21 protein-coding genes are annotated in these 24,436 nt (G+C 64.0%); 12 read left to right on the top strand and 9 right to left on the bottom strand.

What is annotated here, in order from left to right:
* Positions 1 to 59 precede the first annotated feature (59 nt).
* From dnaJ to grpE, 3 genes are all read right to left on the bottom strand, one after another.
* Complete coding sequence (gene dnaJ, locus IE083_RS08945; protein ID WP_189353261.1) at positions 60 to 1,181, bottom strand: molecular chaperone DnaJ; 1,122 nt, start codon at positions 1,179 to 1,181, stop codon at positions 60 to 62.
* A gap of 106 nt (positions 1,182 to 1,287) precedes the next feature.
* Positions 1,288 to 3,204, bottom strand: coding sequence for a molecular chaperone DnaK (gene dnaK / locus IE083_RS08940; protein WP_189353260.1), 1,917 nt, complete (start codon positions 3,202 to 3,204; stop codon positions 1,288 to 1,290).
* Between the two features lie 132 nt (positions 3,205 to 3,336).
* Complete coding sequence (grpE, locus tag IE083_RS08935) at positions 3,337 to 3,867, bottom strand: nucleotide exchange factor GrpE (RefSeq protein ID WP_189353259.1); 531 nt, start codon at positions 3,865 to 3,867, stop codon at positions 3,337 to 3,339.
* Between the two features lie 419 nt (positions 3,868 to 4,286).
* On the opposite strand from grpE, the gene aceA reads away from it, so the two are divergent.
* Positions 4,287 to 5,585: an isocitrate lyase gene (aceA, locus tag IE083_RS08930; RefSeq protein ID WP_189353258.1), complete on the top strand. Its 1,299-nt coding sequence runs from the start codon at positions 4,287 to 4,289 to the stop codon at positions 5,583 to 5,585.
* 239 nt (positions 5,586 to 5,824) lie between these two features.
* Here the strand turns inward: aceA and IE083_RS08925 are convergent, their stop codons facing one another.
* A complete protein-coding gene (locus IE083_RS08925; protein ID WP_189353257.1) occupies positions 5,825 to 6,115 on the bottom strand; it encodes an RnfH family protein in 291 nt (96 codons plus the stop codon).
* On the bottom strand, positions 6,108 to 6,545 hold the full coding sequence (locus IE083_RS08920) for a type II toxin-antitoxin system RatA family toxin (RefSeq protein ID WP_189353256.1): 438 nt from the start codon (positions 6,543 to 6,545) through the stop codon (positions 6,108 to 6,110). Before IE083_RS08920 ends, IE083_RS08925 begins: the two co-directional genes overlap by 8 nt.
* A 149-nt stretch (positions 6,546 to 6,694) precedes the next feature.
* Between IE083_RS08920 and smpB the strand changes: the two genes are divergently transcribed.
* The 10 genes from smpB to IE083_RS08870 all read left to right on the top strand — a co-directional run bounded on the left by smpB (position 6,695) and on the right by IE083_RS08870 (position 15,016).
* Entirely contained in the window at positions 6,695 to 7,141 is a 447-nt protein-coding gene (smpB, locus tag IE083_RS08915; RefSeq protein WP_047965770.1) for an SsrA-binding protein SmpB, read from the top strand.
* A 3-nt stretch (positions 7,142 to 7,144) separates the two neighbouring features.
* The gene (locus IE083_RS08910; protein ID WP_189353255.1) at positions 7,145 to 7,471 is read left to right on the top strand and encodes a hypothetical protein; all 327 of its coding nucleotides are present in this window, start codon (positions 7,145 to 7,147) and stop codon (positions 7,469 to 7,471) included.
* Positions 7,472 to 7,557: 86 nt separating this feature from the next.
* On the top strand, positions 7,558 to 9,135 hold the full coding sequence (gene guaA / locus IE083_RS08905) for a glutamine-hydrolyzing GMP synthase (protein ID WP_189353254.1): 1,578 nt from the start codon (positions 7,558 to 7,560) through the stop codon (positions 9,133 to 9,135).
* A 235-nt stretch (positions 9,136 to 9,370) separates the two neighbouring features.
* Positions 9,371 to 9,622, top strand: a complete 252-nt coding sequence (locus tag IE083_RS08900) for a BufA1 family periplasmic bufferin-type metallophore (protein ID WP_189353253.1) — start codon at positions 9,371 to 9,373, stop codon at positions 9,620 to 9,622.
* 52 nt (positions 9,623 to 9,674) lie between these two features.
* Positions 9,675 to 10,529, top strand: coding sequence for an MNIO family bufferin maturase (gene bufB / locus IE083_RS08895; protein ID WP_189353252.1), 855 nt, complete (start codon positions 9,675 to 9,677; stop codon positions 10,527 to 10,529).
* Entirely contained in the window at positions 10,522 to 11,274 is a 753-nt protein-coding gene (locus tag IE083_RS08890; protein ID WP_189353251.1) for an HvfC/BufC family peptide modification chaperone, read from the top strand. Before bufB ends, IE083_RS08890 begins: the two co-directional genes overlap by 8 nt.
* Positions 11,271 to 11,726 carry a DoxX family protein gene (locus IE083_RS08885; RefSeq protein WP_189353250.1) on the top strand — a complete coding sequence of 152 codons (456 nt, stop codon included), beginning with the start codon at positions 11,271 to 11,273 and terminating at the stop codon, positions 11,724 to 11,726. Before IE083_RS08890 ends, IE083_RS08885 begins: the two co-directional genes overlap by 4 nt.
* Before the next feature lie 46 nt (positions 11,727 to 11,772).
* Entirely contained in the window at positions 11,773 to 12,621 is an 849-nt protein-coding gene (gene serB / locus IE083_RS08880) for a phosphoserine phosphatase SerB (RefSeq protein ID WP_189353249.1), read from the top strand.
* Between the two features lie 17 nt (positions 12,622 to 12,638).
* A complete protein-coding gene (locus tag IE083_RS08875) occupies positions 12,639 to 13,151 on the top strand; it encodes a PilZ domain-containing protein (protein ID WP_189353248.1) in 513 nt (170 codons plus the stop codon).
* Positions 13,148 to 15,016 carry a sensor domain-containing diguanylate cyclase gene (locus IE083_RS08870; RefSeq protein ID WP_189353247.1) on the top strand — a complete coding sequence of 623 codons (1,869 nt, stop codon included), beginning with the start codon at positions 13,148 to 13,150 and terminating at the stop codon, positions 15,014 to 15,016. Before IE083_RS08875 ends, IE083_RS08870 begins: the two co-directional genes overlap by 4 nt.
* 45 nt (positions 15,017 to 15,061) lie before the next feature.
* Here the strand turns inward: IE083_RS08870 and mpl are convergent, their stop codons facing one another.
* The 4 genes from mpl to IE083_RS08850 all read right to left on the bottom strand — a co-directional run bounded on the left by mpl (position 15,062) and on the right by IE083_RS08850 (position 22,792).
* Positions 15,062 to 16,441 carry a UDP-N-acetylmuramate:L-alanyl-gamma-D-glutamyl-meso-diaminopimelate ligase gene (gene mpl / locus IE083_RS08865; protein ID WP_189353246.1) on the bottom strand — a complete coding sequence of 460 codons (1,380 nt, stop codon included), beginning with the start codon at positions 16,439 to 16,441 and terminating at the stop codon, positions 15,062 to 15,064.
* Between the two features lie 100 nt (positions 16,442 to 16,541).
* A complete protein-coding gene (locus IE083_RS08860; RefSeq protein WP_189353245.1) occupies positions 16,542 to 17,936 on the bottom strand; it encodes a sodium:proton antiporter in 1,395 nt (464 codons plus the stop codon).
* Positions 17,937 to 18,154: 218 nt separating this feature from the next.
* Complete coding sequence (locus tag IE083_RS08855; RefSeq protein ID WP_189353244.1) at positions 18,155 to 19,543, bottom strand: tryptophanase; 1,389 nt, start codon at positions 19,541 to 19,543, stop codon at positions 18,155 to 18,157.
* A gap of 429 nt (positions 19,544 to 19,972) precedes the next feature.
* Positions 19,973 to 22,792: an EAL domain-containing protein gene (locus IE083_RS08850; RefSeq protein ID WP_189353243.1), complete on the bottom strand. Its 2,820-nt coding sequence runs from the start codon at positions 22,790 to 22,792 to the stop codon at positions 19,973 to 19,975.
* Between the two features lie 317 nt (positions 22,793 to 23,109).
* Here IE083_RS08850 and IE083_RS08845 point away from each other — a divergent pair, with 317 nt between their 5' ends.
* The gene (locus IE083_RS08845; RefSeq protein WP_189353242.1) at positions 23,110 to 24,429 is read left to right on the top strand and encodes a TRZ/ATZ family hydrolase; all 1,320 of its coding nucleotides are present in this window, start codon (positions 23,110 to 23,112) and stop codon (positions 24,427 to 24,429) included.
* The last annotated feature ends 7 nt before the right edge of the window (positions 24,430 to 24,436 follow it).

Here is a 24,436-nt window from a genome sequence, read left to right as displayed (position 1 = left end):
TTTTGCAGGTTTGCACCCCTTCCTTCACGTCCTCGCTTCAAAACGTCAACAGCCCCTAATCAGCCAAAAAAGTCTTTCAGCTTGTCCATGAACGAGTTGGCACGCGGATTGTGCGTTGCGACATCGCCCTGGCTGATGGCCTCGAATTCACGCAGCAATTCCTTCTGCCGCTCGGTGAGGCTGACCGGCGTTTCGACGATGACATGGCACATCAGGTCGCCGACGTCATGGCCGCGCACCGATTTCACGCCCTTGCCGCGCACGCGGTAGACCTTGCCGCTTTGCGTTTCCGCCGCGATCTTGACCTTGACCATGCCGTCCAGGGTCGGGATTTCCACCTCGCCGCCCAGCGCCGCGGTGGCGAAGCTGATCGGCATTTCGCAATGCAGATCCATGCCGTCGCGCTCGAACACGCTGTGCTTCTTGATGTGGGTGACCACGAACAGGTCGCCGGCCGGGCCGCCGTTCTGCCCCGGTTCGCCCTCGCCGGACAAGCGGATGCGGTCGCCCTCGTCCACGCCGGCCGGGATCTTCACGTTCAGCGTCTTGTGTGTCTTCACCTGGCCCGCGCCGTGGCACTTGTGGCACGGATCGGTGATCTGCTTGCCGCTGCCGTGGCAGGTCGGGCAGGTCTGCTGGATGGAGAAGAAGCCCTGGCTCATGCGCACCTGGCCATGACCGCCGCAGGTGGCGCAGGTCTTGGGCTGGGTGCCCGGCTTGGCACCGGAACCGTGGCACACATCGCAGTTTTCGTGCGACGGGATGCGGATCTGCTTCTCGCAGCCGCGCGCCGCCTCTTCCAGCGTGATTTCCATGTTGTAGCGCAGGTCGGAGCCACGATACACATTGGAACGGCCACCACCGCCGCCGCGCTGGCCGCCGAAGATGTCGCTGAAGATGTCGCCGAAATCGAAGCCGCCAAAGCCGGCACCGCCGCCACCCATGCCGGCCTGCGGATCTACCCCGGCGTGGCCATACTGGTCGTAGGCGGCACGCTTCTGGCCGTCGGACAGGATTTCATACGCGGCCTTGATTTCCTTGAACTTTTCTTCGGCGTCCTTGCTGTCCGGATTACGGTCCGGGTGGTACTTCATCGCCAGCTTGCGATAGGCCTTCTTGATGTCGTCATCCGACGCATCGCGATTGACGCCCAGTACCTCGTAAAAGTCCTTTTTAGCCATGCTGTCTCACCAGTGCGCCCAACCGTCAAAGGTTGGCCGCAAGTTTTACCAATGAAAAAGCACAGCGCCCGCACGCGAGCCCTGTGCCTTGTCGACCGTCAGCCGATTACTTGTCTTTCTTCACTTCTTCGAACTCGGCATCGACCACGTTGCCGTCGTCCTGCTTGCCGGCGCCCGCGTCGGTGGTGGCGGCACCTTCCGCACCCTGCGCCGCATACATCTGCTCGGCCAGTTTGTGCGATGCCTTCATCAGCTCTTCGATCTTGGCGTCGATAGCGTCCTTGTCGTCGCCCTTGACCACTTCTTCCGCCTCTTTCAGTGCGGCTTCGATCGCGGTCTTTTCGTCGGCGGAGATCTTGTCGCCGTGCTCGGTCAGCGATTTCTTCACACTGTGGATCAGGCCTTCACCCTGGTTGCGGGCCTGCACCAGCTCGTGCAGCTTCTTGTCTTCTTCCGCATTCAGCTCGGCGTCGCGCACCATTTGCTGGATTTCGTCTTCCGACAGGCCGCTGGAGGCCTGGATGGTGATGTTGGCCTGCTTGCCGGTGGCCTTGTCCTTGGCGGACACGTGCAGGATGCCGTTGGCGTCGATGTTGAACTCAACCTCGATCTGCGGCACGCCACGGGCGGCGGCTGGAATGTCACCCAGGTTGAACTGGCCCAGCGACTTGTTGGCGGAAGCCTTCTCGCGCTCGCCCTGCAGCACGTGGATGGTCACCGCGGTCTGGTTGTCTTCGGCGGTGGAGAACACCTGCGACGCCTTGGTCGGGATGGTGGTGTTTTTCTGGATCAGCTTGGTCATGATGCCGCCCATGGTTTCGATACCCAGCGACAGCGGGGTTACGTCCAGCAGCAGCACGTCCTTGCGATCGCCGGACAGCACCGACCCCTGGATCGCGGCGCCCACGGCCACGGCTTCGTCCGGGTTCACGTCACGGCGTGGCTCCTTGCCGAAGAAGGCCTTCACCGCTTCCTGTACTTTCGGCATACGGGTCTGACCGCCAACCAGGATCACGTCGGTGATGTCGGCCAGCGATACGCCAGCGTCTTTCAGCGCCACCTTGCACGGCTCGATGGAGCGCTGTACCAGGTCGTCGACCAGGCTTTCGAACTTGGCGCGGGTGATCTTCATCGCCAGGTGTTTCGGGCCGGTGGCGTCCATGGTGATGTACGGCAGGTTCACTTCGGTCTGGGTCGCGGACGACAGCTCGATCTTGGCCTTTTCTGCGGCTTCCTTCAGGCGCTGCAGGGCCATCACGTCGTTCTTCAGATCGACGCCCTGGTCTTTCTTGAACTCGGTCACGATGTAGTCGATCACGCGCTGGTCGAAGTCTTCGCCGCCCAGGAAGGTATCACCGTTGGTGGACAGCACTTCGAACTGGTGCTCGCCGTCAACATCGGCGATTTCGATGATGGACACGTCGAAGGTACCGCCGCCAAGGTCATAGACGGCAATCTTGCGGTCGCCTTCCTGCTTGGCCAAGCCAAAGGCCAGCGCGGCAGCGGTCGGTTCGTTGATGATGCGCTTCACGTCCAGACCGGCGATGCGGCCGGCGTCCTTGGTGGCCTGACGCTGGCTGTCGTTGAAGTAGGCCGGCACGGTGATGACTGCTTCGGTCACTTCTTCGCCCAGGTAGTCTTCGGCGGCCTTTTTCATCTTGCGCAGCACTTCGGCGGAGATTTGTGGCGGTGCCATTTCCTTGTCGCGCACCTGAACCCACGCATCACCGTTACCGGCCTTCTTGATCTGGAAAGGCATCAGGTCGATGTCTTTCTGCACTTCCTTGTCTTCGAAACGACGACCGATCAGGCGCTTCACCGCGTATAGCGTGTTTTTCGGGTTAGTCACCGCCTGACGCTTGGCCGGGGCGCCGACCAGGATCTCGCCGTCTTCCATGTAGGCAATGATGGACGGGGTGGTGCGCGCGCCTTCGGCGTTCTCGATCACCAGCGGGTTGCCGTTCTCGACAACGGCCACGCAGGAGTTGGTGGTGCCCAGGTCAATACCGATAATTTTGCCCATAGTGCTGAATCCTTTCGATTTGATCTCGATTTAATCTGTTTGCTTGCCCGTCGCAGCCGGTGGTGCGCCGGGGGGTTGTCTTGCCAGATATTGGCTATTTCCGCGTTTTCAAGAGGGTTAGTCGTCGCAATCTCAGCTCTTGGCCTTGGCGACCACCACCATTGCCGGACGCAGCACGCGATCGGCGATCAGATACCCTTTTTGCATCACGCGCACCACCGAATTCGGCTCGGCATCGGACTCTTCGGTGCTGATTGCCTGGTGGCGATGCGGGTCCAGCTTCTCGCCCAGCGGATTGATTTCGCTGATCTGGCCCTTCTCGAAGGCGGCCAGCAGCTGCTTCAGCGTCAGGTCGACGCCAAACTTGAGATTTTCGAACTGGCCGGACTGGTCCAGAAGCGCCATTTCCAGACTGTCCTTGACCGCGATGAGTTCGGAGGCGAATTTTTCGATGGCAAACTTTTGTGCCTTGGCCACTTCTTCCACGCCACGGCGACGCTGGTTTTCAGTTTCGGCCTTGGCGCGCAAAAACTGCTCTTTCATTTCTGCTAGTTCAACTTCCAGTTGTGCGACACGCTCCGCATCACTGACAACGGCGCCTTCGGCCGGGCTGGCAACTTGTTCAAGCACTTCTTCTGCTTGGGGATTTTGATTTTCCTGCATGATCGCTTCCGTTTGGCTGAATTCACAAAGACCTCAGCTAAATAGGGGCAAGCCTCATGTTTTCAAGGTCTTCTCCACAATAAGTAAATGGTCATTTAGTTACTTTTATTTTCGTTAACGATCAGGATCGGCGCCCGGTCGAGATTCATTTTCGTGCACCTTTGTTAGCTTTTGAAAACAAAGGATTTTTTTGTGCTGCAGTGCACACAACGCAATTTTTTTATGCTTAAATGATTCCACAACAGCGCTACTGCACGGCCCGCCAGCACTGGATCCGGGGCGGTTTCCGGCAGTCAGGCCCGCCACCAGAACAGGCGGGTTAGCAACGCACCAAAGACCGGCATCACCGGCCTGCAGCAAGAGAAACTGGGAGCGCCGGTTTATCCGGCAAAACGAAACTATCAAGTGAAGGGTTTACCATGACTACTCGCGAACAACGCATCGCCGCCATCCAGCACGACTGGGATACCAACCCGCGCTGGAAAGGCATCAAACGTGGCTACACCGCTGCTGACGTTGAGCGCCTGCGCGGCTCCGTACAGGTAGAGCACACCCTGGCCCGCAACGGTGCCGAGAAGCTGTGGAATCTGGTGAACAACGAGCCGTACATCAACTGTCTGGGCGCACTGACCGGCGGTCAGGCGATGCAGCAGGTGAAAGCCGGCATCAAGGCGATCTACCTGTCCGGCTGGCAGGTTGCCGCCGACAACAACGAATACTCCGCCATGTACCCGGACCAGTCGCTGTATCCTGTTGACTCGGTGCCGAAGGTGGTCGAGCGCATCAACAACGCCTTCACCCGTGCCGATGAAATCCAGCACTCCAAGGGCGTGGAACAAGGCGATGCCGGTTTCGTTGACTACTACGCACCGATCGTGGCCGATGCGGAAGCCGGTTTCGGCGGCGTACTGAACGCCTACGAACTGATGAAGGCGATGATCCGCGCCGGCGCCGGTGGCGTGCACTTCGAAGACCAACTGGCTTCCGTGAAAAAATGCGGCCACATGGGCGGCAAGGTACTGGTTCCGACCCAGGAAGCGGTACAGAAACTGATCGCCGCGCGTATGGCTGCCGACGTTTACGGCGTGCCGACCTTGGTGATCGCCCGTACCGACGCCGAGGCCGCCGACCTGCTGACCAGCGATTACGACGAGAACGACAAGCCGTTCCTGACTGGCGAGCGCACCGCCGAAGGCTTCTACAAGACCAAAAAAGGTCTGGAGCAAGCCATCAGCCGCGCCGTGGCTTACGCCGACTACGCTGACCTGGTATGGTGCGAGACCGGCACCCCGGATCTGGAGTTTGCCCGCCGCTTCGCCGAAGCCGTGCACGCCAAGCATCCAGGCAAACTGCTGGCCTACAACTGCTCGCCGTCGTTCAACTGGAAGAAAAACCTGGACGATGCCACCATCGCCAAGTTCCAGCGCGAGCTGGGCGCCATGGGCTACAAGTACCAGTTCATCACTTTGGCCGGCATCCACTCCATGTGGTACAACATGTTCGATCTGGCACAAGACTACGTGGCACGCGGCATGTCCGCCTACGTGGAGAAGGTGCAGGAGCCGGAATTCGCAGCCCGCGACCGCGGCTACACCTTCGTGTCGCACCAGCAGGAAGTCGGCACCGGCTACTTCGACGACATCACCACCGTGATCCAGGGCGGCAAGTCCTCGGTGACCGCGCTGACCGGCTCCACCGAAGAAGAACAGTTCCACTAAGCGTTCGACTTTACGGCACCTCGACCCTGCCGTCTGCGTCAAACAGCCCCGCCTGACACTGCCCGCAGTGCTCGTGCGCGGGGCAACCAGACCGCCTGCAACCTTGTTGCGGGCGGTTTGCTTTTACGCCGCCGACACCTGCGCCATCGGAAATGCCGACAAACGACAAACGACAACGCCAGCGGCAAGTCGCTGGCGTGTTCAAGGTTGGCCGCAAGCACCGACAGCCGTGCATCCGGCTACTGCGCCTTGCCGGCCTCGGCCCGGCGGCGGCGCACCTCCTTCGGATCGGCCTGCAGCGGGCGGTAGATTTCCACACGATCGCGGTCGCGCAGCATGTGCTCCGCCGGCACCGCCCTGCCGAACACACCCAGTTGCAAGCGCTCAAGGTCGATGTCCGGAAACTCGCCGGCGATGCCGGACTGTAGCACCGCCGCGCGCGCGGTGGTACCGGCCGGCAGCGACAGCTTGACGATCAACTGCCGCTCCGGCCGCGCGTAGGCAACCTCCAGCTGCAGCCTGTCAGTCATCGCCGTACACCTTGTCGGCTTCCTTGATGAAGGCATCGACCAGCGTGCCGGAGATGTGGCCGAACACCGGCCCGATCAGCTTCTCCAGGATTTTGCTGGAGAACTCGTAGCTGAGGCGGAACTCCACCTTGCAGCCGACATCGCCCAGCGGCAGGAAGTACCAGCGCCCCTGCAGGTGCTTGAACGGCCCGTCCACCAGCTCCATCAGGATGCTGCTGTACGGCTCGTTCACATTGCGGGTGGTGAAGTGCTGCCGCACCTTGAGGTAGTCGATATGCAGGCTGGCGACCAGCTGGTCGCCGTCGCGGGAGTGCTCCTCCCCCTTGCTGCACCACGGTAAAAAGCGCGGGTAGTGCGCTACGTCGTCCACCAGGCGGAACATCTGCTCCGGGGTGTGGGCGACCAGGACATTTTTCTCGACAACTTGCATGATGAAAACTGTGTGGGAGTCCGTAAAAGGCCGGCGCGGCGGCAACACAAGGTTGGCCGCAGCAAGCCCATGAATTTTCGATACTTTGGCGATGCGCTTTGTTCTGGTAGAATACCGGGTTTACTGCTTCGTCTTTCCGCCACGCCGCCATGAGCATCATCGACAACCGCAAAGCGTTTCACGACTACTTCATCGAAGAAAACATCGAGGCCGGCCTGGTACTGGAAGGCTGGGAGGTCAAGGCCATCCGCGCCGGTCGCGTGCAGCTGAAAGAAAGCTACGTCATTTACCGCAACGGCGCATTCTACCTTGTCGGCTGCCATATTACCGCACTGCAATCCGCGTCGACCCACATCAAGCCCGATCCGATCCGCGACCGCAAGCTGCTGCTGAAGCAGGAGCAGATCAGCCGCCTGATCGGCAAGGTCGAGCGCGCCGGCTACACCATCGTGGCGCTGAACCTGCACTACAGCAAAGGCAACATCAAGGTCGACATCGGCCTCGCCAAGGGCAAGAAGCAGCACGACAAGCGCCAGTCGGAAAAGGAACGCGAATGGGCGCGCGAGAAGCAGCGCCTGATGCGCGACAAGGGCTGAGTCATGAAACCCAGTGCCACCCAGGCCTTCATCCTCATCATTCTCGGCGCCCTGTGGCTGCTGAAAAGCACCGCGCTGCTGCCGGACACCACCACGCTGCTGGCCATCCTGCTGGCCAGCGCCGGCGCCGGCCTGCTGCTGATCGACGGCATCACCAAGTCCAGCATTGTGACCAACCCGATGCTGATCTATACCGGTGCGGCCATCTACCTGTTTGACACCAGCAGGCTGCGCCTGAGCCACAGCCTGGCGCTGGGCATGATCCTGCTTGGCATCCTGATGCTGATCGCGCGCAGCGACCGCATCCCGGAGCGGCGCCGGAAGCAATAGTGCCGGCCGGCAGCAGGCCCGGCCCCGAACACACGCATTCCAATCCGACTGGTAACCCGGCCAGTCTTTTACATTCAAGGACAGTCATGGACAAAATCCTCATCCTCGATTTCGGCTCCCAGGTTTCCCAGCTGATCGCCCGCCGCGTACGCGAAGCGCACGTCTACTGCGAGCTGCACCCGTTCGACATGCCACTGGCCGACATCCAGGCCTTCGCCCCGAAAGCCATCATCCTGTCCGGCGGCCCGAACTCGGTGTACGAATCCGACTACCAGGCTGATCCTGCCATCTTCTCGCTCGGCCTGCCGGTGCTGGGCATCTGCTACGGCATGCAGTTCATGGCGCAAAGCCTGGGTGGCAAGGTCGAGGCCGGCGACACCCGCGAATTCGGCTACGCCGAAATCCAGGCCCGCCACCACTCCAAGATCCTGGAAGGCCTGCAGGACCGCATCGACGACGCCGGCAACGGCTTCCTCGACGTGTGGATGAGCCACGGCGACAAGGTGACCGCGCTGCCGGCCGGCTTCAACGTCATCGCCGAGACCCCGTCCTGCCCGATCGCTGCCATGGCCGACGAGGACCGCGGCTTCTACGCGGTGCAGTTCCACCCGGAAGTGACCCACACCAAGCGCGGCACCGAGATGCTGCACCGCTTCGTGCTGCACGTGGCCGGCGCCAAGCCGTCCTGGACCATGCCGAACTACATCGAGGAAGCGGTACAGAAGATCCGCGAGCAGGTCGGTGACGAGGAAGTCATCCTCGGCCTGTCCGGCGGCGTGGACTCCTCCGTTGCCGCCGCGCTGATCCACCGCGCCATCGGCGACCAGCTGACCTGCGTGTTCGTCGACCACGGCCTGCTGCGCCTGAACGAAGGCAAGATGGTAATGGAGATGTTCGCGCAGAACCTGGGCGTGAAGGTGATCCAGGTCGATGCCAGCGAACAGTTCATGGGCAAGCTCGCCGGCGAGTCCGACCCGGAGAAGAAGCGCAAGATCATCGGCGCCGAGTTCGTCGAGGTGTTCCAGCGTGAATCCGGCAAACTGGTCAACGCCAAGTGGCTGGCGCAGGGCACCATCTACCCGGACGTGATCGAGTCCGCCGGCGCCAAGACCGGCAAGGCGCACGCGATCAAGAGCCACCACAACGTCGGCGGCCTGCCGGACGACATGAACCTGAAGCTCTTGGAGCCGCTGCGCGACCTGTTCAAGGACGAAGTCCGCCAGCTGGGCGTAGCGCTGGGTCTGCCGCACGACATGGTGTACCGTCACCCGTTCCCGGGCCCGGGCCTGGGCGTGCGCATCCTGGGCGAAGTGAAAATGGAATACGCCGACCTGCTACGCCGCGCCGACGCGATCTTCATCGAGGAACTGCGCAACACCGTCGACGAGAAGACCGGCAAGAACTGGTACGAGCTGACCAGCCAGGCCTTCGCCGTATTCCTGCCGGTCAAATCGGTGGGCGTGATGGGCGACGGCCGCACCTACGACTACGTGTGCGCACTGCGCGCGGTGGTGACCAGCGACTTCATGACCGCACACTGGGCAGAGCTGCCGTACAGCCTGCTCGGCCGCGCGTCCAACCGCATCATCAACGAAGTCCGCGGCCTCAACCGCGTTGTCTACGATGTCTCGGGCAAGCCGCCGGCAACCATCGAGTGGGAGTGATCTGACGCTGCCCGCCGGCTGACGGCGGGCAAGGCCACACCCTGCTACCCGCGCCACACGGCGCGGTTTTTTTTGCGCCCTGCGGCCAACGTAGCGAGTGCCGGCCTACCCGTATTCGCCCTGTCCGGAATTTTTCGGGCAGGCTGTAATGAATCGCCGCCACAGGCGACTAAGGGCGGTAATGCGCGGCATCGCGCATTTCATGACCGCCCCCCAACCATTCAGGAGAAACACCATGTCCGCATCCAGCACCCTGCTTGCTTCCGCCCTTACCGCTGTCATTGCCATGAGCGTAGCGGCCCCGGCCGTCGCCGCCAGCAAGGAGAAATGCTACGGCATTGCCGTTGCCGGCAAGAACGACTGCGCCGGCAACGGCCATAGCTGCGCCGGCCAGGCCAAGATCGACAAGGACCCGGGCGAGTGGAAATACGTCGCCACCGGCAGCTGCGTCCAGATGGGCGGCATGCTGCAGCCGGGCAGCAAATAAGTTACTGCACCGGGCGGGGCGGCTGCCCCGCCGTTTTTTGCGAAAGCCGTTCATGACCATCCCGCTTCCTGCCTGCGCCGGCATCGGCCTGCGCCAGCCACACTACCGCCAGGTGCTGGACACCCTGCCCGCGCTGGGCTGGATCGAGCTGCACAGCGAGAACTTCTTTGACGGCGGCCAGCCGCTGGCGATGCTGCAAAGGTTGGCCGCAAGCTATCCGCTGTCGCTGCACGGCGTCGGCCTCGGTCTGGGCTCCGCCGCGCGCCCCGATCCGCAGCACCTGACCTCGCTGCAGCGGCTGCTGGCGCAGGTGCCGGCGGCGGCAGTGTCCGAGCACCTGTCGTTCAACCACGACGCCGACTACCGCTTCACCAACGACCTGCTGCCGATCCCTTACACCCGTGCCATGCTGGCGCAGGTTGCGGCCAACGTTGCCGAAGTGCAGGACGCCATCGGCCGCCCGCTGCTGCTGGAAAACCTGTCCAGCTACCTCGCCTACCCCGGCAATGAGCTGCACGAGGGCGAGTTTCTCGCCGAGCTGGTGCAGCGCACCGGCTGCGGCATCCTGCTCGACGTCAACAACCTGTACGTCAACCGCATCAACCTGGGGCTGGATGTCGGTGCCTTCCTCGACGCGCTGCCGGCAGCCGCCATCGGCGAGATCCACCTCGCCGGCTACAGCGAACGCCGTTTCGACGACGGCAGCCGCCTGCTGGTCGACACCCACAGCCGGCCGGTCTACCCGGCGGTATGGCAGCTGTACCGCGAGGTGATCGCCCGCTTCGGGCCGCGACCAACCCTGATCGAGTGGGACAGCGACATTCCGCCGCTGGACACGCTGCTGGCGGAAGCCGCCACCGCACAGCGCATACTCGACACCGCCGGCCAGGGAGCGCGCGATGAATGATGCCACCCGCTGGCAGCACGAGCTGCTGAATGCCATCACCGCGCCGCAGTGGCAGGAGCACGCCACGCTGCCGGCCCATGCACTGGCGGTGTACCGCAACAACTACCGTGTCGGGCTGATGGAGATGCTCGCCATCGTCTATCCCATCGTGCAGCAGTTGCTGGGCGCGGAGTTCTTCGGCGCGCTGAGCCGCGAGTTCGTGCGCGCCACGCCGTCGCACAGCGGCAACCTGCACCGCTACGGCGCCGGCTTCGCCGGCTTCATCGCCGGTTTTGCCCCCGCTGCCGAATGGCCCTACCTGCCGGACGTGGCGCGCATGGAGTGGGCGCTGCATCGCGGCTATTACGCCCCCGACAGCGCCCGCCTGGAGGTTGCCACCCTCGCCGCGCTGTCGCCCGCGCAATGGGGTGCGCTGCGCCTGCCGCTGGATGCCTCGCTGAGCCTGCTGCGCTCGCCGTGGGCGCTGTCGGCCATCCACACCTACCACCAGCCAGCCGCCACAAAGCAGCCGTTCACGCTGGCGCAGGCGGAAAACCTGCTGCTGTGGCGCGAGCACGGCCAGATGCAGCTGCGCCCCGTCGACGACGCGCCGGCCGCATTCCTGCACCACCTGCAACAGGGCACCACGCTGGACGAGGCCGCCGCCGCCGCGCTGGCGGCCGCACCAGATTTCGCCTTGCAGGACACCCTGCTGACCGGCCTGCAACACGGCTGGTTTGCCCAAGCACAAGGAAACCCGCCATGAACTCGCCCATCGCCTGCCTGCTGCGCCAGTCCAGCCGTGTGATCACGCCGCTGGCGCCACCCCTGCAAGACCTCGCCCTGCTGGCGCTGCGCCTGTGGCTGGCGTGGGTATTCTTCAAATCCGGACTGACCAAGATCGAGGACTGGAACACCACCCTGTTCCTGTTCCAAGAGGAGTACGCGGTGCCGCTGCTGCCGCCAACGTTGGCCGCATGGCTGGGCACCGGCGGCGAACTGCTGCTGCCGGTGCTGCTGGCACTGGGGCTGGCCGGCCGCTTCGCCGCACTCGGCCTGTTCGTGCTCAACGCGGTGGCGGTGATCAGCTATCCGGCGCTGGAGGGTACCGCACTGGACTTCCACTACCAGTGGGGGCTGATGCTGTTCACGCTGCTGGCCTGCGGCCCCGGCCGGCTGTCGCTGGACGCACTGATCAGGCGCCAGTACCGGCTGTGACATGGCATAATCGTCGGCACTGTTCACTCTTGATCCCTGCCTACGCATGAGCACGCCACAGACCCTGGTATTACAAGCCCCCACCCTCGACCAAGCCCGCCTCACCGAGCTGGCCGCCCTGTCCGGCGCCGGTGACAGCCGCAGCGTTGCGGCCAACGTTGTGCGTCTGGACGGTGTCGATCCCGCCCGCCGCGAGCTGGTGCTGGCGCGCGCCGAACGCCTGAGCGTGGATGCCAACTATGTCGACGGCGCGCGCCGCTTTGCCGATTTCGGGCTGCTGGTCTCGGACATGGATTCGACGCTGATCACCATCGAGTGCATCGACGAGATCGCCGACATGCAGGGTCTGAAGCCGCAGGTGGCGGCCATTACCGAACGCTCGATGCGCGGTGAGCTGGACTTCAGCGAATCGCTGAAGGCGCGCGTCGCGCTGCTGGCCGGGCTGCCGGAAGCGGCACTGGCCAGCGTCTACGATGAACGCCTGCAGCTGATGCCCGGCGCCCGCGAGCTGCTGGCCGCCTGCCGTGAGCACGGCGTGAAATTCATGCTGGTCTCCGGCGGCTTCACCTACTTCACCGAACGGTTGAAGGCGGAGCTGGACCTCGACTACTGCCACGCCAACCGGCTGGAAATCGTCGACGGCAAGCTCACCGGCCGCGTGCTGGGTAACATCGTGGACGGCGAGGCCAAGCGCCGCCTGCTGATCGCGCAGCGCGAGGCGCTGGGCCTGCGCGCCGACCAGGTGATCGCAGTAGGCGATGGCGCCAACGATCTGCTGATGCTGGCCGAAGCCGGTGTCGGCGTCGCCACCCACGCCAAGCCGGTGGTGCGCGCCCAGGCCCGCTACACCCTCAACCATGTCGGACTGGATGGCATCCGCCACCTGTTCCTGTAGCCTGCGGCCAACCTTGTATGCCACTGCCTGAACTCGACACCGTCAGCTTTGACAGCTGTTTCCCGCTGCGCTTCCACCCGGCGCCGGACGCGGCCACCCGCGCCGCCGCGCAGCTGGAAACCGGCCTTGCGCTGGCGGTGCTCGCCGCACCGCAAGACCAGGACAGCGACGGCAGCCCGCTGCTGCAACGGCTGGAAGCCAAGCTCGACTTCGTGCTGGAACTGGGCCTGCTGGCGCGCTACCCGCAACTGCCGCCGCCACACCCCTGCCGCATCGGGCTGGAGGCGGTGATATGGCAGGACGAACAGCCCGCCAGCGCCGGCGACAGCGGCCTGCTGCAGCTGCATCCGCACGCGCCGTCCGGCTACCCGCTGTATCTGTTTGTAACCATCGCAGCCAGTGAGGCACGGCCCGACGGCCACCGGCACCTGGCCCGGCTGCAGCCCTTGCACCACGACAACGACACCCGTCGCTGGGAGCGCTGGGTATTCCAGCAGCATCGCCAGCACATCGGCAAGGGCAAGGCATGACGCCGACCCTGCCGCCGGAACAGCAGGCACCGGAAGCGCAGCGCGCCCGCCGCCTGCTGCGCCTGTCGTGGGTGCTGGCCCTCTTGGTGCTGGCGGTGATGTGGGGTGGCGTGATCGAGGGCCTGCGCCAGCGCCAGTCGCTGCTCAGCGCCCAGCAACAGACGCAGCAGGCGGAATGGCTGCGCCTGTCCAGTACGGCGATGGATGACCGGCTGCGCAACCTGTACAAGGAGCTGCAGCTGTTCGCCAACGACCAGCCCAGCCTGGCCCGCGATGCCACCTGGCTGTTCCCGCTGCAGGGCGGCAGCCTGTGGCTGGTGGACGCCCGCCAGCAACAGCAGCTGCGCGGGCAGCCGCAGCAGCTTGAGGAAGCGGCGGTACAACAAGTGCGGCAATGGCTGCAAAGTCCGGCGGTGCACCCGGCGCTGACCTTGCTGCCGCTACCCGTGATCGACAAACGACCCGGCCACAGCGAGCTGCTGCAAATGGTGCTGCCGCTGTGCGAACAGGCACACTGCCCGCGCGCCCTCACCGGTTTCCTGCGTGTGGGCGAACTGCTGGATCCGGAACAACTGGTGGATCACCCCGCCTATGCCGTACTCGACATCAACGGCAGCGTGCTGGCCAGCAACGGCAACATGGGCTTCAACGGCCACAACCTGACCCAGGTCGCCACCGCCTACCTCGACGAGGTACCGCTGCTGCTGGCAGCCAACTACCGCAGCAGCCAGATCATCCGCAGCTTCAACCTGTTCGCGCTGAGCCTGCTCGGCGTCGCACTGGTGCTCAGTAGTCTGCTGTTGCTGCTGATGTGGCGCATCAGCCAGATCCTGCTGCATGTCGAGCGCAGCAGCAGCCAGTTCAATCATGCGCAGCAGCTGCTGGCGCTGACCAACAGCAGCCTGCGCGAAAAGATGCACACCCTGATCGACGAGCAGCACGACCAGCAGACGCTGATCGAAACGGTGCAGGTCGGCGTGCTGATCGTCGATGCCGGCGAGCTGTCCATCCTCACCAGTAATGATGCCGCCGCGCGCATGCTGGGCATGTCGCGGCAGATGCTGCAGCGGCAGACGCTGCCGGCGCTGTTCCACAATCCGCAGCGCTGCGAGGAGCTGCTGGCGGTGCTGCAGGAACAGCAGATCGTCACCGACCGCGAGGCACAGCTCAACAATCACAACCACAAGGTCTGCTGGAGCATGACCTCGATGCGTTACCTGCAATTCCGCGAGCGCCACGCCATTGCCGTCAGCCTGATCGACATCACCGAGCGCATCGCCCACGCCCAGCGGCTGCAGGACGAAAAGCAGGCCACCGAACGCGCACTGGCGCAGCTGCAGGCCACCCAGCACGAGCTGTACCAGCGCGCCACGCTGGACGACCTTACCGGGCTGGCCAATCGCCGCCACTTCCTGTCTTTCGCCGGCAAGGCGCTGGAGCGTGCGCGGCTGGCCGACGACACCGTCGCCGTGGCAGTGATCGACCTCGACCACTTCAAGAACATCAACGATCGTTACGGCCATGCCGCCGGCGATGCCGCGCTGCAACACTTCGCCGGCAACCTGCGCACGGCGCTGCCGGACAGCGCGATGGCCGGACGCATGGGCGGCGAGGAGTTTGCGCTATTGCTGCCGGACACCTCGCTGGGCGAGGCGCACGCCATTGTCGATGCGCTGCGCAACGGCATCGCCGCGCAATGCTTCCACGCCGACGGCCAGCCATTGCAGCTCACCTTCTCCGCCGGCGTCGTCGCCAGCCGCAACGGCCACGCACACGACCTGTCCGAACTGCTGAAACTGGCCGACAAGGCGCTGTACCGTGCCAAGGCCAATGGCCGCAATTGCGTGGAAAGCATCACGCCATAAAAAACGCCAGACCGCGGTCTGGCGTTATTGCACCGGCAAGGTGTCTTAACCCGCCAGCGCGCCCAGCAGCTTGCCGTGGATGCCGCCGAAGCCGCCGTTGCTCATTACCAGCACCTGGTCGCCGTCGCGCGCCTCGGCCACGATGGCGGCCACCAGCGCGTCGATATCATCGAAACACTGCGCCTTGGCGCCCAGCGGCAAGAGCGCCTCGGCCACGCTCCAGCCCAGGTTGGCCGCGCCGTAGCAGAACACCTCGTCGGCGCCATCCAGCGCGTCCGGCAGCGCCGCCTTCATGGTGCCCAGCTTCATGGTGTTGGAGCGCGGCTCCAGCACCGCCAGGATGCGCTGCTTGCGGCCAACCTTGTGGCGCAGGCCGGCAATGGTGGTGGTGATGGCGGTGGGGTGATGGGCGAAGTCGTCGTACACGGTGACGCCGCGCACGGTGCCTTTCACTTCCATGCGTCGCTTCACGCTCTTGAAGCGCGACAGCGCGTCGATGGCTACCGCCGGCGTGATGCCGACATGGCGCGCGGCGGCGATGGCGGCCACCGCATTCAGGCGGTTGTGTTCGCCCGGCACCTCCCACTGCACGCGGCCCAGCAGCTCGCCATGCAGCAGCACGTCGAAGCTGCCGTCGGCCGCCGCCGCGCCCGCCTGCCAGCCGGCAGCGCTGCCGAACGCCTCTACCGGCGTCCAGCAGCCGCGTTCCAGCACGCGCTGCAGGCTCTGCTCACGGCCATTGGCGACGATCAGGCCATTGCCCGGCACGGTGCGCACCAGGTGGTGGAACTGGGTTTCGATGGCGGCCAGATCGGCAAAGATGTCGGCGTGGTCGAACTCCAGATTATTCAGCACCGCGGTGCGCGGGTGGTAGTGCACGAACTTGCTGCGCTTGTCGAAGAAGGCGGTGTCGTACTCGTCGGCCTCGATCACGAAGAACGGGCTCACGCTGGCCGCATCCTGGCGCGGCGCGCCCGGCAGCCGCGCGGAGATGCCGAAGTTTTCCGGGATGCCGCCGATCAGGAAGCCCGGCTCCAGCCCGGCATCCTGCAGTATCCACGCCAGCATCGAACTGGTGGTGGTCTTGCCGTGGGTACCGGCCACCGCCAGCACCCACTTGTCGTGCAGCACGTTCTCGGCTAGCCACTGCGGGCCGGAGATGTACGGCAGGCCACGGTTCATGATCTCTTCCATCAGCGGCTTGCCGCGCGTCACCACATTGCCGATCACGAACACGTCGGCGCCGATATCCGCCTGTTCCGCGCCAAAGCCCTGCAGCAGCTCGATGCCCATGGCCTGCAGCTGGGTGCTCATCGGCGGGTAGACGTTGGCATCGCAGCCGGTGACCTTGTGGCCGGCGGCCTGGGCGATGGCGGCGATGCCGCCCATGAAGGTGCCGCAGATACCGAGAATGTGGATATGCATGATGGTAAGGCGCGAGAAATTCGGGAAAGCGGCAAGGATACCGGATTTCAGGCAAAAAAGGCTGCCACAACGGGCAGCCCGGATGCCGGCAGCCAAGGGCTTATAGCATGATCAGCGGCAGCAGCAGGAACAGCGGCAGCAGGATGCCGAACGACCAGGCCATGTAGCCGAAGAAGCCGGGCATCGCGATGCCGCGCTGCTGGGCGATGGCCTTGACCATGAAGTTCGGCGCATTGCCGATATAGGTGCACGCGCCCATGAACACGGCGCCCATCGAGATCGCCAGCAGCGTCGGCGCCAGCGGCCCCATCAGCGTGGCCGCATCGCCCGACGCCAGATTGAAGAACACCAGATAGGTCGGCGCGTTATCAAGAAAACTGGACAGGATACCGGTCAGCCAGAAATACATCACATTGTCCGGTGTGCCTTGCGGCGTGGTCACCAGCCGTACCAGGGCAGCCAGCGCCCCCTGCTCACCGGCCTGCAACACCGCCAGCACCGGCCCGATGGTAATGAAGATGCCGGCGAACAGCTTGCCCACTTCCAGCATCGGGTCCCAGTTGAACTCGTTGCCCTCGCGGATGGCTTTCGGCGTCAGCCACAGCGACAGCCCAGCGATACCCAGCAGCAGCAGGTCGCGCACCAGGTTCTGCAGCGCCACCGGCGTGCCCATGATGTCGAACACCACGTCCGGCTTCCAGATACCGGACAGCAGCACCGCGCCGATCACCGCCGCCAGCAGCGGCAGGTTCTGCAGGCCGCTGATCCGGACTGGTGAATCCGGCGTCCGGTCACGGGGCAGCACACCTTCTTTCTGGAACAGGTAGCTGTCGATCGCATAAAAAACCAGCAGCAAGGCCACCGCCATCAGCAATACCGGCAGTGCCATCGCCTGCAGGGTCCAGCCGAAACTGACGCCCTTCAGAAAGCCGAGGAACAGCGGCGGGTCGCCCAGCGGCGTCAGGCCGCCGCCGATATTCGCCACCAGAAAGATGAAAAAGACTATTACGTGAATGTTGTGGCGACGGTTGTCGTTGGCCTTGATCAGCGGCCGGATCAGCAGCATCGCCGCCCCGGTGGTCCCCATGACCGAGGCCAGCACCGTTCCGAGCGCCAGCAGGCCGGTATTCAGCACCGGCGAGCCGTGCAGGTTGCCCGCCACCAGAATGCCGCCGGACACCGTGTACAGTGCAAACAGCAGCACCACGAAAGGGATGAACTCGGCCAGCATCGCGTGTACCACCAGCCCGGCCGCAGTGGCGCCACCAAAGCCCAGCGTAAAGGGCAACAGGAACAACACGGTCCAGCCGGCGGTGATCTTGCCGAAGTGATGGTGCCAGAACTCCGGCGCCACGACAGGAAACAAGGCAATCGACAGCAGAATGCCGGCGAACGGGACACCCCACAGCAGGCTCAGGCTGGCGCCATCCAGTGCTGCGGCATGAGCCAGCAACGGCGTGCCGCACAGCAGCAACAAGGCAATCAGACGGGACATTTACTCTCCTCTTGGCAGACAATGCCGCAACGGTGCCGGAGCGGCCCCGCACGGGCATCGGCTTCAGTTATTCAAGCCCAGGGTCAACAGACCCAGGGCCGGTAGACTGTTTTGCCACAAAAAGATTCCAGTTGTCTTGCCGCATTACCCGCCGGAAAAAACGGACAAGCCGCACCCCATAACGGGTGCCATGCTCGTCCGTTTGCGGTGATGCCGGTTTAAACCGGCATCAGGCGCGCGGTAAAGTGGCGCAGCAGCGGCGGCTCGTAGTCAAAAGCCAGACCGCTGATGCCGGCGGCGCGCTGTCTGATGTCGATCAGGCAGTCGGCAATGTAGTCCATGTGGTCATTGGTATACACGCGGCGCGGGATGGTCAGCCGCAACAGCTCGAACGGCGACGGCTCCTGTTCACCGGTAACCGGATTGCGCCCCAGCAGCAGCGAGCCGATTTCCACACCGCGGATGCCGCCCTCCAGGTACAGCTCGCAGGCCAGCGCATGTGCCGGGAATTGCGCCGCCGGGAGGTGCGGCAGCAGCTTCCTCGCATCCACGAACACCGCATGGCCGCCGGTAGGGGTCTGGATCGGGATGCCGCCTGCGGCCAACCTTTCACCCAGGTAGGCGACCTGGCCGATGCGGTAGGCGAGATAGCCCTCATCCATGCCTTCCCGCAGGCCGATGGCCAGCGCCGCCATGTCGCGGCCGGCGAGGCCGCCGTAGGTGATGAAGCCCTCCATCGCCACGCAGCGCACCTGTACGCTGCGGAACAGGTCTTCATCGTCTTTGAAGCAGCACAGGCCGCCGATGTTGACCAGCGCATCCTTCTTGGCCGACATGGTGAACATGTCACCGTGGCCGAACATCTCGCGCACGATAGCCGGCACCGGCACGCCGGCGTAGTCCGGGTCGCGCTGCTGGATGAACCAGGCATTCTCGGCAAAGCGTGCAGCGTCGATGATCACCGGGATGCCGTGGCGGCGTGCGAGCGCGGCCGATTCGCGTATCGACTGCATGCTCACCGGCTGGCCGCCAGCGCTGTTGCAGGTGACGGTGATGATCAGGCCGGCAACGTTGGCCGCACCGACTTCCGCGATGGTTGCGGCCAACCCTGGCAGGTCGAAATCACCCTTCCAGTCATACGGCGTGGTGGTATCCAGCGCCTGCGGCGTCAGCACGTTGATGGCGCGGGCGCCGGCGATCTCGACGTGGGCCTTGGTGGTGTCGAAGTGGTAGTTGGACAGGAACACCGGCTGCGTCCCCTGGCAGCGCTTGACCAGCTCCGGAAACAGGATCTGCTCGGCACCACGGCCCTGGTGGGTCGGCAGCGTGTGCCGGTAGCCGAACACCTCTTTTACGGTATCGGCCAGCTGGTAGTAGTTGCGGCTGCCGGCATAGGCCTCGTCGCCGGTCATGATGCCGGCCCACTGCCGGTCGGACATGGCGCCGGTGCCGCTGTCGGTCAAGAGATCGATGTAGACATCCTCGCCACGCAGCAGGAACGGGTTCCAGCCGGCAGCTTCCAGCGCCTCGCGGCGGTATTCGGGGGTGGTCTGCCTGATCGGCTCTACCATCTTGATGCGGAACGGTTCGGGAATGCGTCGTGCCATGTTGATGCTCCTTGCCTTGCGGCCAACCTTCAGGCGCACGCCGGCGTGCTGCCGGGCGCAAAGCGCACAGGCAGAGGCGTGGCAACGGTGGCCACAGGCGTCAATTCAATTGTAGAAAAGGGAAAGCAGGGGCAGCCGGACGGCTGCGGCAGGCATCAGGCGCGTGGGAAGTCGCAGGCGAGTACGATGTCGAGGGTATACCAGTGTTCCGTCAGGCAGCCGGACAGGGCGGCAGCCCGCAGCGGGCAAGCATTGCGCTTCATCGGGCAGTTTCTCCAGGGCTTGGCAACGGGTCGTACCCATGCACGACCGGACTTCAGGCTACTCCTGCCCGTCAGCGCCGGCAAGCTGCGCCGCAACAAGCGGCCGCAAAAAACGCCACAGGACAGACCCGTGGCGTGACGGCGAAACGGGGCAAACCGTCGCCGTTTACTCCAGTTGCGGCAACAGGCATCTCTGCCGCAGCAGCGGTTCCACCGCCTCGGCCGATAGCGGCCTGGACAGCAGGTAGCCCTGCACCTGGTGGCAGCCTTCCTGTGCCAGGAACTGCCACTGCTCCACCGTTTCCACCCCTTCCGCCACCACCTGCATGTTGAGGTTTTTCGACATGTTGATGATGGCGCGGGTAATCGCGCTGTCGTCCTGGTCGCCCGGAATGTCGCGCACGAAAGAGCGGTCGATCTTCAGCTTGTCGGCCTTGAAGCGCTTGAGGTAGGCAAGGCTGGAATAGCCGGTGCCGAAGTCGTCGATCGACATGCGGATGCCCATCGCCTGGATGGCATGAATGGTCTGCACCGTCGATTCCATGTCATCCATGATCACGCTCTCGGTCACTTCCACGTCGAGGCAGCTGCCCGGCAAACGGTACTCGGCCAGCGCATCGCGCAGCAGGCCGACCAGATCCTGGTGCCGGAACTGCAGCGCCGACAGGTTGACCCCCACCGTCATCAACGGCAGACCCTTGGCATGCCATTCCGCGATCTGGCGGCAGGCTTCGCGGATCACCCAGTTGCCGATCTGCACGATATGGCCGCGTTCCTCGGCGACGTCGATGAAATGCACCGGCCCCAGCAGTCCCAGCGTCGGGTGGTTCCAACGGATCAGCGCCTCGGCACCGATGATGTTGCCGCTGCACATCTCCACCTGCGGCTGGTAATGCAGCACGAACTCGCGGCGGTCGACAGCATGGCGCAGCTGGCTTTCGATGGCCAGGATCTCGCGTGCACGGGCGTTGAGGTCGGCGGTGTAGAACTTGTAGTTGTTGCGGCCGCTGGACTTGGCGTGATACATCGCCGCGTCGGCATTGCGCACCAGGGTGTCGAAATCGCGGCCATCGTCCGGGAACAGGCTGATGCCGATACTGGCGGTGATCGCCAGCGAGTGGCTGTAGACGTCGATCGGCGCGGCGAATTCGGCGAGGATGCGCTCCGCCACATGCACCGCGTCGGCGGCATCGTTGATCAGCGGCAGCAGCACCAGGAACTCGTCACCGCCCTGCCGTGCCACCACCTCCCCGGCCCCCAGCACGCGGCGGATGCGCTCGGAAGCGATCTTCAGCAGGATGTCGCCGGCGGCGTGGCCCAGCGATTCGTTGATGGTCTTGAAGCGGTCGAGGTCGAGCAGCAGTACGCCAAGCTTGCCGTTGTCGTGGGAGGCGTTCTGGATCGCCAGCAGCGCACGGTCCTGCAGGTGGCCCCGGTTGGGCAGGCCGGTGAGCACGTCGAAGTGGGCGAGGAACTGGATGCGCTCGTCGGCGGCCTTGCGCTCCGACTGGTCGCTGAAAATCGCCACGTAATGCGTCACTTCACCGGCCGGACTCCTGACGGCATTGATCGCCAGCCATTCCGGATACACTTCGCCGTTCTTGCGGCGGTTCCATACCTCGCCCTGCCACTGCCCCTGCTCGTTGAGCACCGCCCACAGAGTGTCGTAGAACTCCTTGTTGTGGCGACCGGAGCTGAGCACCGTCGGCAGCTGGCCCAGCACTTCATCCTGGCTGAAGCCGGTAATCTCGGTAAAGGCACGGTTGACGCTGCGGATGCAGACCTGGGCATCGGTGATCATGATGCCCTCGGCAGTGTTCTCGAACACCTTGGCCGCCAGCTGCATGCGCTCTTCCGCCGCACGGCGCTCGGAGATGTCGCGCACCATGCGCCACACCGCGGTGATGCGGCCATCGGCATCGCGCATCGCCACCGTCTTGACGCTGACCGGGATGGCGCTGCCGAGGCGGTTGATGTACTCGACCTCGAACTCGTCGCAGAAGCCGAAGCGCATCACCTTGTTGTCGAGGTTGTAGCGCTCCACCGTCTCGCTGTTGTCGGACACCACCTGCCAGAAGTTCTGCAGCTTGAGCTGGTCGAGGCTGTAGCCGATCAGGCTGAGAAAGGCCGGGTTGGCATCAAGCACCTGTCCTTCCAGCGAGCTGATCACGATACCGTCCAGATTGGACCAGAACAACTCGCGGTACTTGTTTTCGGAGCGGCGCAGCGCGTCTTCCACCTCGCGGCGGCGTTCGATGTCCGCCTCCAGCGCCAGCGTCTTGGTCTTCAGCTCGTCGATCAGCCGCTTCAACTCGGCACGCATCCACTCCAGGTGCTTGCCGACGGTGCCGATCTCGTCCTGGCGTCCCCACAGGAACGGCTGCTCCAGCTTCAGTGCGGCCAACTGCGTGGCCTGCTCCGACAGCTGCCGGATCGGCGTCAGGAAGCGCGAGTTGAGGATGCTCATGATCAGCACGATGGACAGCAACAGCTGCGCCACCACGATCAGCAGCAGGTCTTTCAGCTGGTTTTTCTGGGCGATGCCCAGATGCTCGGTGTCGAACTCGATGTTGACCTGGCCGATTTCCTCGCCGCGATAGACCACCGGTTTCTGCACGAAGGCCACGCCGCCGATACGGCGTTCGCTGCGCAGCGCGGACAGGAAGATGGTATTGGACTGGGTATCGGAAACGCGGACCGAAATGATGCGTTCATCGTCCATCACCGACGATACCAGCGGTGCACCGGCCTGACGGCTGAGGTTCCACAGCGGCTCCTGCATCCCCAGCGCCACGATTTCCAGCAGCCGGTTCTGGTCGACGGCCAGTTGCGTCTCCATCTTGTCGCGCTGCAGGTTGAAACTGAGGAAGCTGATCAGCAGGGCGGGAAACAGCAGGCCGAGCACGACGGCAATCAGGAATGCCTGACGCAGCGACAATCTGCCGCCGGGCTGGGAGTAATCGAACGTCTCTGCTTGTTTTGTCATATATCGGGTTGCCGCGGGGCTGCCACATTATTTTATTTCTGGGATAAAGCCTGGCGGTTACCAAGCCGGTTCGGTTGCCATTCACCACGGACAGGTGCTTGCAGGCTGGCGGTGCCCACACCATGACATTCCGCTCATGCGCCTGCGCTACAATCGGCTTGGGGAATCATTGTGTCCCAGCCGTACGGCGACTGCAATTACAAAGCGCAACACGCACCCGGCGTCGTGTTTATCACCTGCGGCAGCCGCAGGCGGGTTGTCGAAAGCGCACGGCACTGCCTACAATCGCCGGCAATCACCTACAGGGCCACACGCCAATGCCGAATCGTCATTACGACCAGCTCATTACCGCACGCTGGATTATTACAGTAGAACAAGATGGTGTCATTCTCGATAACCATTCGCTGGCGATCAGCGATGGCCGCATTGTTGCCATTCTGGCGCCGGAAGAAGCTGCCGGTGTCAGTGCCGGCACATACCTGAACCTCGACAACCACGTGCTGATGCCCGGCCTCGTCAACCTGCACGGCCACTCGGCGATGACGCTGCTGCGCGGCATGGCCGACGACAAGGCGCTGATGGACTGGCTGCAGAACCACATCTGGCCGGCAGAGGGCAAACACGTCAGCAACGCCTTCGTGTTCGACGGCGCGCTGCTGGCGATGGGCGAGATGTTCCGCAGCGGCACCACCACCATCAACGACATGTACTTCTTCCATGCCGCGATGGCGCGCGCCGCGCTGGCCGCCGGCATGCGCACCTTTGTCGGCTGCTCGATCCTGGAATTCCCCACCGTCTACGGCCAGAACGCCGACGACTACATCAGCAAGGCGATGGCCGAGCGCAGCCAGTTCCTCGGCGAGGAGCTGGTGACCTTCACCCTGGCACCGCACGCGCCGTACACCGTGGCCGACGACACCTTCCGCAAGGTGATTACCCTGGCCGAGCAGCAGGACATGCTGATCCACTGCCACATCCACGAGACGATGGACGAGGTGAACAGCGGCATCGAGCAGCATCAGCAGCGCCCACTGGCGCGCCTGGCCAATCTCGGCCTGCTGTCGCCGCGCCTGATCGCCGCGCACATGGTGCACCTCACCGATGCCGAAATCGCACTGGTGGCCAGACACGGCGTGTCCATCGCGCACAACCCGACCTCCAACATGAAGCTCGCCTCCGGCATTGCGCCAGTGCAGAAACTGCTGGCCGCCGGCGTCAACGTCGGCATCGGCACCGACGGCGCGGCATCCAACAACAAGCTGGACATGCTGTCCGAAACCCGCATGGGCGCGCTGCTGGCCAAGGTCGGCACCCTGGACCCGACCGCAGTGCCGGCCGCCACGGCCATCCGCATGGCGACGCTGCACGGCGCCCGCGCGCTGGGCATCGAGCACAAGGTCGGCAGCATCGCCGTCGGCAAGCAGGCCGACCTGATCGCCGTCGATCTGGCCCAGATCGAGACCAGCCCCAACTTCGACCCGATCTCGCACATCGTCTACGCCGCCGGTCGCGAGCAGGTCAGCCACGTGTGGGTCAATGGTCGCAATGTCCTGCGCGAGCGCAAGCTGACCACACTGGACGAAGCAGAACTGAAAGCCCGCGCCGACAGCTGGCGCGTCCGCATTCTCGATAACTAAGGAATCA

This window comes from Vogesella fluminis (assembly GCF_014652335.1).
GTDB classification, from domain to species: Bacteria; Pseudomonadota; Gammaproteobacteria; order Burkholderiales; family Chromobacteriaceae; genus Vogesella; species Vogesella fluminis.
Note: the sequence above shows the minus strand (reverse complement) of the source record. Positions and strands in the feature narration are given on the sequence as shown.

Coding starts and splice junctions, on each gene's coding strand:
- bufB (WP_189353252.1), top strand. CDS start 9,675: ATGACCATCCCGCTTCCTGCCTGCGCCGGCATCGGCCTGCGCCAGCCA.
- IE083_RS08920 (WP_189353256.1), bottom strand. CDS start 6,545: ATGCAAGTTGTCGAGAAAAATGTCCTGGTCGCCCACACCCCGGAGCAG.
- guaA (WP_189353254.1), top strand. CDS start 7,558: ATGGACAAAATCCTCATCCTCGATTTCGGCTCCCAGGTTTCCCAGCTG.
- IE083_RS08855 (WP_189353244.1), bottom strand. CDS start 19,543: ATGGCACGACGCATTCCCGAACCGTTCCGCATCAAGATGGTAGAGCCG.
- IE083_RS08860 (WP_189353245.1), bottom strand. CDS start 17,936: ATGTCCCGTCTGATTGCCTTGTTGCTGCTGTGCGGCACGCCGTTGCTG.
- IE083_RS08875 (WP_189353248.1), top strand. CDS start 12,639: ATGCCACTGCCTGAACTCGACACCGTCAGCTTTGACAGCTGTTTCCCG.
- IE083_RS08910 (WP_189353255.1), top strand. CDS start 7,145: ATGAAACCCAGTGCCACCCAGGCCTTCATCCTCATCATTCTCGGCGCC.
- IE083_RS08870 (WP_189353247.1), top strand. CDS start 13,148: ATGACGCCGACCCTGCCGCCGGAACAGCAGGCACCGGAAGCGCAGCGC.
- IE083_RS08845 (WP_189353242.1), top strand. CDS start 23,110: ATGCCGAATCGTCATTACGACCAGCTCATTACCGCACGCTGGATTATT.
- IE083_RS08900 (WP_189353253.1), top strand. CDS start 9,371: ATGTCCGCATCCAGCACCCTGCTTGCTTCCGCCCTTACCGCTGTCATT.
- dnaJ (WP_189353261.1), bottom strand. CDS start 1,181: ATGGCTAAAAAGGACTTTTACGAGGTACTGGGCGTCAATCGCGATGCG.
- smpB (WP_047965770.1), top strand. CDS start 6,695: ATGAGCATCATCGACAACCGCAAAGCGTTTCACGACTACTTCATCGAA.
- aceA (WP_189353258.1), top strand. CDS start 4,287: ATGACTACTCGCGAACAACGCATCGCCGCCATCCAGCACGACTGGGAT.
- IE083_RS08850 (WP_189353243.1), bottom strand. CDS start 22,792: ATGACAAAACAAGCAGAGACGTTCGATTACTCCCAGCCCGGCGGCAGA.
- IE083_RS08890 (WP_189353251.1), top strand. CDS start 10,522: ATGAATGATGCCACCCGCTGGCAGCACGAGCTGCTGAATGCCATCACC.
- dnaK (WP_189353260.1), bottom strand. CDS start 3,204: ATGGGCAAAATTATCGGTATTGACCTGGGCACCACCAACTCCTGCGTG.
- IE083_RS08925 (WP_189353257.1), bottom strand. CDS start 6,115: ATGACTGACAGGCTGCAGCTGGAGGTTGCCTACGCGCGGCCGGAGCGG.
- IE083_RS08885 (WP_189353250.1), top strand. CDS start 11,271: ATGAACTCGCCCATCGCCTGCCTGCTGCGCCAGTCCAGCCGTGTGATC.
- mpl (WP_189353246.1), bottom strand. CDS start 16,441: ATGCATATCCACATTCTCGGTATCTGCGGCACCTTCATGGGCGGCATC.
- grpE (WP_189353259.1), bottom strand. CDS start 3,867: ATGCAGGAAAATCAAAATCCCCAAGCAGAAGAAGTGCTTGAACAAGTT.
- serB (WP_189353249.1), top strand. CDS start 11,773: ATGAGCACGCCACAGACCCTGGTATTACAAGCCCCCACCCTCGACCAA.